Annotated in this window: 6 protein-coding genes; all 6 read left to right on the top strand. The window is 36.5% G+C overall.

The features are described 5' to 3' along the window. Nucleotides 1-326 precede the first annotated feature (326 nt). The 6 genes from FLS47_RS10410 (at nt 327) to FLS47_RS10390 (ending at nt 9,552) form a co-directional block, all read left to right on the top strand. Nucleotides 327-1,421, top strand: a complete 1,095-nt coding sequence (locus tag FLS47_RS10410; RefSeq protein WP_149914312.1) for a Fic family protein — start codon at nt 327-329, stop codon at nt 1,419-1,421. A gap of 1,115 nt (nt 1,422-2,536) precedes the next feature. Then, nucleotides 2,537-2,701, top strand: a complete 165-nt coding sequence (locus FLS47_RS18280; protein WP_188347410.1) for a hypothetical protein — start codon at nt 2,537-2,539, stop codon at nt 2,699-2,701. Nucleotides 2,702-3,023: 322 nt separating this feature from the next. Next, a complete protein-coding gene (locus tag FLS47_RS10405) occupies nt 3,024-3,506 on the top strand; it encodes a YciI family protein (RefSeq protein ID WP_149914311.1) in 483 nt (160 codons plus the stop codon). A gap of 3 nt (nt 3,507-3,509) precedes the next feature. After that, nucleotides 3,510-3,932: a DUF1801 domain-containing protein gene (locus FLS47_RS10400; RefSeq protein ID WP_149914310.1), complete on the top strand. Its 423-nt coding sequence runs from the start codon at nt 3,510-3,512 to the stop codon at nt 3,930-3,932. Nucleotides 3,933-4,456: 524 nt separating this feature from the next. Then, the gene (locus FLS47_RS10395) at nt 4,457-7,579 is read left to right on the top strand and encodes a SusC/RagA family TonB-linked outer membrane protein (protein ID WP_149914309.1); all 3,123 of its coding nucleotides are present in this window, start codon (nt 4,457-4,459) and stop codon (nt 7,577-7,579) included. 17 nt (nt 7,580-7,596) lie between these two features. Next, the gene (locus FLS47_RS10390) at nt 7,597-9,552 is read left to right on the top strand and encodes a RagB/SusD family nutrient uptake outer membrane protein (protein WP_149914308.1); all 1,956 of its coding nucleotides are present in this window, start codon (nt 7,597-7,599) and stop codon (nt 9,550-9,552) included. The last annotated feature ends 28 nt before the right edge of the window (nt 9,553-9,580 follow it).

Raw genomic sequence — 9,580 nt, 5'->3', positions numbered from 1 at the left:
GTCTGATGGTTATTTTGTTTGTTCAATAGGTGAAGCATCTCCTGATACTATTCGTGAGTATATTCTCAATCAGGGTTAGTCGCTTACATCCCACAGGCTAAAGACCTGTGGGTTTTACGCTCCGTTTTATAAAATTATGAGAAACATATGCCCTGAAATGGGCAAGCATTGATGAATTGTTTGAGAAAATGTTCACCCCCGTAAAACTGTTACACCATTGCGAGCACCAGATATAATTTTAATTATATAGCGGAGAATAAATAGATTATTCACCGCTTTATATGCGGTAAATAATACTTATATTTACCGCATATAATTTTGAAGCCATGGCAGTTTATATACACGAACGAAATAATTGGACAAATTTCCAATGGGAAGATGAAAAGATACTGAATCTATTAAGTGAGGTTCGGCATCTTCAAGGGAAGCTGATTGGGAAAGCAGAGTTGCTAGGATTTGAGCTAAAAGACGAAGCAAACTTGGAAACACTTATCCAAGATGTTGTTCAATCATCAGAAATAGAGGGAGAGATATTAAATCCAGAACAAGTGCGCTCATCAATAGCGACTCGATTAGGGTTGGACAATTCAGGTCTCGTAAATTCTGATCGTCATATCGATGGTGTAGTAGAAATGATGTTAGACGCTACACAGAATGCCGATAAGACCATAAGTAAAGAAAGATTATTTGGTTGGCATGGTGCATTATTTCCAATCGGAAGAAGTGGCTTGTACAAGATTGATGTAGCACAATGGAGAAGTGGAGATATGCAAGTCGTTTCGGGTGGAATAGGAAAAGAAATTGTACATTTTAAAGCACCTAAAGCCGAAAGGCTCGAAGAAGAAATGAAGCGATTCATAGGCTGGTTTAATATGGATTCTCATATAGATCCAGTCCTAAAAGCTGCTATCGTTCATTTATGGTTTGTGACTATACATCCATTTGATGATGGAAACGGACGTATTGCTCGTGCATTAACAGATATGCAACTATCGAAAGCGGATGGAGTCAATCAACGCTTTTATAGTATGTCTGCGCAAATTAAACATGAACGTAAGGAATATTATACGATTCTAGAGAAAACGCAAAAAGGAGATTCGGATATTACTAAGTGGGTAGTTTGGTTTTTAAACTGCCTCAAAGAAGCTATTATTTCGTCGAATACGATTATAGATAAGGTCGTGAGAAAACATCACTTTTGGATGCAAAACAATGTTAATATCAGCAATAATCGACAACGTATGATACTGATTAAATTAATGGATAATTTCGAAGGAAATTTGACTTCGTCCAAGTGGGCAAAGATGACAAAGGTATCGGCTGATACTGCATTAAGAGATATTACTGATTTAGTTAATAAAAGTATTTTACTTAAAGCTGATTCGGGTGGTAGAAGCACAAATTATGAGCTAAATTGGTAGTTTTTTAAGGTGTACCGACTACAAAATGCTGGTTGTAGTCAGTAAATCAAAAAAAGTTGACATCTAGTATTTTACCGTATATATCTTTAATTCAGTTATTTATTTTTTATTTCTATTATTTTGTAGTCCTGTAGTCAGTAGATTTTCAACCTTCCAGAAGTCTCTATGGTTTTTTAGAAGAAGACACTACGATTGGTGAGATAACAGGAGAAATTACTGCCGATTTTGAAAACTTATTTTTATCCAAAACCTCTGTATATTTGCCACACCTTGGGTGTTTGTAATTGACTGATATTTAATACATTATTAGTTATTGTATCGGAAAATAAAATATGCCCGACTGAATATAGCTTCAATAAATCATAAAAACCTTAAAGATATATCCACAGAACTATAAAAAGATTATTCAGTAGTAAAATATGTAGTTAGTAGGACGGATACAAAAGAATTACGAAAAGCAGGAGGGTTTTATCAATACGTAAATACAACGCTACCTTATGATCCTCAAGTAAGAATAAATCTGTACAATTTCTTTAAAATTGTACGTTATAGCTTTTTCGAAAACGATCTACAACTGGATCTTGTGGTCGCATCCCATTAAGCTTGCGTCTCACAAAACAAATATACCCTTAGATTTGCAATTCGCAAATTGCAAATCTAAGGGTATTAAATTAACCTATCCAAGACCTAATCTAACTTAAACTATGAATTGAACACATTAAAATCGTCTTACTTCCTTGAAAATAGCAATGATGATATCAATTTTCAGGCATAAAAGCATAATCCGATGATTGTGGTTTAAGAATGTAATCACCCCAAAGACAAGTTGCTTTTAAGTGTTAATAGCCAAAAAATGAGAGTTTAATATTGCTGAAACCACAAAAATTAAGTGGACTTAACGTAGGTTCTTGGATAGAATCTAATTTTGCGAGCTGATTTTAGCAACAAATAATAATTAACTGATTTTTTGGACTTTCTGGTTTGGAAAACCAGTTATTCATCACTACAAATACAAACTTTTGGCACTATCAAGATCATTTGCTCTAGACAGGCAAAATTCAATCAAACAGTCGTAAATTACTTTCCAATAAAGAAAATAGAAAAACCAAAATTGCATGGAAATGAACATTTTGTCGGATTGGTTGTGGTATATGAAAAAACTTACCGAGACCATTGTATCGAATGTGGTGGAAAGACAGAGCTTAACAAAAGCTAAATGGTTTTTAAAGGGGTATACACAGAAATATTTTACAGAACTTATAGTCATTGAAAGCAACTAAAGAAATTTAGTTTAATTTTGAATAAATAGAAATTTTATATATTAATTAATAACCATGTAAACGAATATATCGAAAACTCAACCAAGGAGCAATAAGAAATTATGCTAATTATTTGAGATATTATTTTTCAAATTGTACCGAGAGTGATAGAAGAATTTAAATAGATTCGGCCCGTTATTAAGTCCCGCACAGGGAAACCAATGCGACATAGATAACTACAGGTTCAGCAGATATTGACAGTAGTTTATTAAAACAATGGTTTACAATTATCACAACCAATTAAAATTTCAATAAGAAATAGGAACAACATAACATCAACGAAATGAAAAGTCTATTTTTACTTTTAATAATATTGACTGCAAATACAACTTTTGGACAGTCTGAAAAAACAAAAGACACGATAGCCTCAAACCCTAATTATGACAGGTCGTTAGCAGAAAAATTAGGTGGTGATGATTACGGAATGAAAGCTTATTTTTTTGTCATTCTCAAAACTGGAACCAATAAAACAACCGACAAGAAGCTTATTAACGAAAGTTTCCGCGGACATATGGAAAATATAAACCACCTGGTTAGAAATGGGAAACTAATAGTAGCAGGACCCTTAGGTGAAAATGATAATAAGTATAGAGGAATTTTCATTCTCAATAATATTAAAACAATCGATGAAGCAAAAGAAATTTTACAAACTGACCTTGCCATAAAAAATGGATTGTTGGATTATGAAATTTTCAATTGGTACGGCTCGGCTGCATTAGCTGAATATTTGCCTTACTCTGAAAAAATATGGAAATTAAAACCTTAAGAAATGGGAGAGATAAAAACCAAACAAACGGAATCAGATGTGCACGAATTTATTAATTCGTTTGCTAACACCGAGCAAAAAAAGAAAGACAGTTTTGAGCTGCTTAAGCTCATGCAGGATTTTACAGGTTTTGAGCCCAAAATGTGGGGGCCTTCCATAATAGGTTTCGGCAAATATCATTACAAATCTGATAGAAGCCGACAAGAAGGTGATTGGCCATTGGTAGGTTTCTCACCACGAAAAGCAGCCATTTCGTTATATGTTCATTGCGGTTGTGAAGGCCAAGACGATTTACTCGAGCTCTTGGGCAAATATACAATGGGAAAAAGCTGCATTTATGTCAAAAAACTTTCCGATATTAATCAAGACATTTTAAAAGAAATGATGCAATCAACCATTGATTTTTTAAAAAAGAAATACGGATAAAAGTAACTTCGCTTACCTCTAGAGCAACAGAAAGCGATTTACGTAGCCTTCTGGCTTTGCCAAGTCCAGATACATCGCCAACTCTCCAATAAGATTAACACTCGTTTCAGCAGAACCCGCCACACCGAATTTACAATCGACTTACTTAATAAGTTCAAGGCTGGATGCGCTTTTACCGCACTAGTTTGCGGGCCATAACTAACGGGTGCCACAAAAGTAAGGAAAAGTACCACTAGCCTTATGTCAACAATAAACCTTCCATCCTATTACTTGTACTGGAATCTCATTTACGGACCCTAGGCCAATAAGGATTTGCAAACACAAACTTATTTAAGCAAATAAGTAAAATAACAACCGGAGTAGTTAACAATAGAATATTGAATTAGAATTAAAATATATAGAATTCAACTAATACTAAATAAAATTTTGATTCGATAGTTACACTTTTTATTTCTTGCTTTTTTAAAATTCTATCTGTAGATTTATTATAAAATTAATCGATTTAGCCAATTAAATTCTATTTTATGAAAAAAGTTCAACAAAAACTGTTGAGTCTTTTATTCTTACTAGCTATTCCTATTTTCGCATTTTCCCAAAAGCAAATTACAGGTGTTGTTAAAAACGGCTCAAATGGGGATGCAATCGGAGGTGTTAGTGTTCTGAAGAATAAAATAACTTCAACTCAGACCAATGCAAATGGTGAATTTCAATTAACTGCTAACGTGGGTGATAGCCTTACCTTTACGTATGTGGGAATGAAAACACTGAGTATTGCTGTCGATCAAAAAAACATTCTTGAAATTTTGTTGTATGAAGACGGCAGTACCATTGATGAGGTAACAGTGGTCGCATTCGGTACACAAAAAAAATCTAGTGTCGTGGGCGCTATTACGACGGTCAAAGCTTCAGATTTAAAAATCCCAGCATCCAACTTAACGGGATCATTTGCAGGTAGAATTCCTGGTGTCATTTCCTACCAAACATCTGGGGAACCCGGAGCTGACAATGCACAGTTTTTTATTCGTGGTGTGACAACATTTGGTTATCAAACCTCTCCATTAATCTTAATTGATGGATTCGAAGCTACCACAGACAACCTCGCCAGATTGCAACCAGATGATATAGAAAGCTTCTCGATATTAAAAGATGCTTCAGCAACTGTATTGTATGGTGCTCGCGGTGCGAACGGTATTATCATGGTGACTACGAAATCTGGACGAGAAGGCCCCGTATCCATGAACGCGCGTGTGGATGTAAATACTGCCATGCCGACCAAAATGATTGATATGATAGACGGGGTTAGCTATATGCGATTGTACAATCAAGCACAATTGACCCGCCAACCTATTTTAGGATCATACTATTCCGAACAAAAAATCCAATCTACCCAAAATGGGGAAGATGCTATGATCTACCCAAATATTAATTGGTACAATACATTATTCAATAAGTCTACTACCAATACTAAGGCAAATGTGAATTTGTCTGGAGGTGGCCAAGTTGCAACATACTATGTGTCAACAGGATTTGATAAAGAAACAGGGCTTTTGAAAGTTGATAATCGAAACAACTTCAATAACAATATTGATATCAATCGATTATTTATACGGTCTAATGTTATTTTTAAATTAACGAAAACAACCACCTTAGACACCCGTATTCAAGGTAGATTTGAGCGTTATACTGGTCCATATGAATCTGCCTCCAATATTTTCCGTATGACAATGAATAGTAACCCAGTAGATTTTCCTGCTGTATACAAGCCTGATGCTGCGAATGAATTTACAGAGCATGTTCTATTCGGAAATTCATTTGTTACCGGTTCACTAAAATCAAATCCATATGCGGAGATGGTAAGGGGATTTGAAGACCGCAATGAAAGTAGCATCATCGCACAAGCAACATTATCCCAAGACTTAGGTTTCCTTACAGAAGGGCTAAAGATTCAGGGAAAAGCCTCGGTAAGTACTTGGGGAAAATACTCTAGTCGCCGAACATACAATCCTTTCTATTATGATTTAGAAAGCTACAATCAAATCACCGGTGAGTTCAAACTGTACCCACTCAACCCTACTTCGGGGCAATCATACCTTGGAAACGTAATTCCAGGACGTGATGCCAATGGACATTATTATTTCGAAGCCAGATTAAATTGGAATCGCTCATTTGGTTTGCACAATATTGGTGCTATGACTGTTGGTATGATGGAAGAAAAACTATTGACCGCGGGCAATAGTACTTCGATTTACGAAACATTACCCGAAAAAAACATGGGTAATTCAGGTCGTCTAACCTACGATTATGATAATAAATATTTCGCTGAGGCGAGTTATGGCTACAATGGATCAGAGAAATTTACTGGCGAAAAGCGTTATGGATTTTTTCCTTCATTTGGGGTAAGTTGGTTGATGTCCAACGAAGGTTTTTTTGAACCATTAAAACCTATCGTTAGCTCCTTGAAACTGCGTGGTACTTGGGGTTTAGTAGGTAACGATGCTATATCCAGTAGATCCGGTCGTTTCTTTTACCTTTCTGATATCGCTATGGGTGGTGGGGCATATCGCTGGGGAACCTCATTCATGAACGCTTATGATGGGTATTCTGTAAACAGATATGCTAACCCTGACATTACTTGGGAGCAATCCGAAAAATGGAATCTAGGAGCAGAAATTAATTTCATGAATGAATCCCTAAAATTTACAGCTGATTTCTTCAGAGATGTGCGTAGCAAGATATACATGAATCGTGAAAACTTCCCAGCCTCAGCAGGTCTTGAAGCTAGTGTAAGTGGGAATGTTGGACAGGTAAGCTCGCAAGGTTTCGATGGTTCATTGGACTATATGAAAAACATAAATCAAGACTTTTGGTTATCAGGACGCGCAAATTTTACATATGCTGTTAATAAATTAGACGAATTGGATGAAAGAGATTACCCCGATTCATATTTAAAAAGAAGAGGACAAAACATCAACCAACAATGGGGCTTACTCGCTGAGCGCTTGTTTGTAGATGAGGAAGAAATACAAAACTCTCCAAAACAAGATTTCGGCGAATATATGGCTGGAGATATCAAATACAAAGACATAAACGGTGATGGAATCATCAACAGTAATGACCGCATCGCTATGGGCTTCCCTACAGTACCAGAAATACAATATGGTTTTGGTATGTCGATGGGATACAAGTCCGTGGACTTATCCTTTTTCTTACAGGGTAATGCCAATGTATCTTTCTTTATCAATTCCTCGGCAGAATCTAATCTTTCCTCAGGAGCTTATGGTATTGCTCCATTTGCTAACAGAAGAAATGCCTTGGCCATCATTGCGGAAGATTATTGGAGTGAAACAAATCCAAATATTCACGCCTTTTGGCCTCGGTTATCTACCGAACCTGTCAACAATAATCTACAACAATCATCATGGTGGATGCGTGATGGATCTTTCTTGCGCTTAAAATCTGTAGAGATTGGATACAGCCCTAAAAGTTTAAAACGTTTTGGAATAAATAAAGGCAGCCGAATCTATTTCAGTGGTGAAAATTTATTTGTGACTAGTCCATTCAAACTTTGGGACCCAGAGATGGGAAGAAATGGATTGGGATATCCTCCAAACAAGAGATTTAACATTGGGATTCAGTTAGTGTATTAATTTAAAGAACTAAGAAAATGAAATCATTAAAATATTTAGTAGTAGCAACTGCCATAAGTCTGGGTTCTTGTACGAAGTATCTAGATGTAGTTCCGGATAACACCTTAAAGTTAGAAGATATATTCACACTTAAAGAAGACGCATACAACGCACTAGCTAAAGTATACAGTTATTTGCCTAACGACGAGAGAACCCACGTAACCACATGGACATTAGGCGATGAATACGTAGGTAGATTGGATTTGAACAATACAACCAGCAATCTTAGAGCTATACGTATTATGCGTGGTTTACAGTCTCAGACAAACCCGCAATTGGGCTTCTGGTCTGGATCTGAAGGTGGAAAACCATTATATATAGCTATTCGCCAAGCGGATGTATTTTTAGCAAACATTGACAAAGTAAAAGACATGTCGGAAATGGAGATTGCCGATTGGAAAGCACAAGTGATGTTCTTAAAAGCATATTTCGCATTTTTACTTGTGCAGCAATATGGCCCCATTGTTATTCCCGAAACTACAGCCTCGCCTGAATCTACCAAAGAAGAGTTATTCTTACCTAGAAAAAAAGTTGAAGAATGCTTTACTTATATCTTGGATTTAATGAATCAAGCGATTCCAAAATTGAATGAGAGAGCGACTTCGAACAACCTGGGTCAAATTGATCAGGTAGCAGCAAAAGCAATTAAAGCGCGGGTCCTATTTTTTAGAGCAAGTCCATTTTTCAACGGGAACCAAGAGTATTTCGGTGACTTTATGGATAGAGATGGTCAACCATTTTTCCCAATGCAAGCGAATAACGAAAAATGGCAAGAAGCATTAGTAGCAATAAATGATGCAATTTCTACAGCGGAAGCAAATGGATTAGGATTATATAAATTCGAAAAAGAGCCTTTCATATACGATAGACCAGCCTTTCAAGAGAACACAGAAAGAATGAAAAAGTTGTATGATTTGCGTATGCTAATTGTAGATCCTTGGAACAAAGAATTAGTATGGGGAAATTCTAATCTTGACTACTATAACCAAGGTGAGCTAGCACACTCGACAAACATCAGATTACCAGAAGGCTATGGCGACGGGGTAGTAAATACAGCGGCCTACTCTTGGCAATGGATGGCAGCTACCTATGCAATGGCCGAACGCTATTATACTGAAAATGGTTTACCAATTGAAGAGGATCTTACTTATGATTATAATAATAGACATGAGATCATCAGAACCCCTGGCGCTGCAGATCCAGCATACACACATTGGAATGGCTATATGCAACCAGGAGCGGAGACCATTAAGCTTTACATGAATAGAGAACCTAGATTCTATGCAAATTTGGGAATTACCGCCGGCTATTGGAGAGCACATGCGGTACGCATTAACACCATGATGTACGGTAACTCACATGGAGGGTATAATTCCTCTCAACATACTACCGACTTTTTAGCAACAGGTATTGGTACTCAAAAAATGGTACATCCTGAATCGCAATCCAACGCTTGGCAACGTACTATAAAATTTCCATACCCAATAGTACGTATGGCAGATTTATATTTGATGAAAGCAGAAGCGATGAACGAACATCTTGGACCTTCACAATCTGTTTACGATGAAATCAACAAAGTAAGAGACCGTGCTGGTGTACCTAAAATAGAAGTTGTTTGGGCTGATCCTACACTAGCAAAAACAGTAAATAAACACAAAACCAAAGAAGGGCTAAGGGATATAATACTTCAAGAACGCGCGATTGAATTTGCGTTTGAAGGTATTCATTTTTGGGATATGTGGCGTCACAAAAGAGCGACTTCTGCCTTCTCATCACCGGTATGGGGATGGACCCACACAGGGACAACAGGTAACACTTTCTTTGTATTAGAGGTAAAACAACAGCGAAGATTTACTATCACAGACTGTTTATGGCCTATTAGTCTTAATGAGATGAATACCAATGGACAATTGATTCAGAACCCAGGATGGTAATTATTTGAAGATTTTAAATTGCAATTAT

The sequence above is a fragment of the Sphingobacterium cavernae genome (assembly GCF_008520265.1).
Classification (GTDB): Bacteria; Bacteroidota; Bacteroidia; order Sphingobacteriales; family Sphingobacteriaceae; genus Sphingobacterium; species Sphingobacterium cavernae.
Note: the sequence above shows the minus strand (reverse complement) of the source record. Positions and strands in the feature narration are given on the sequence as shown.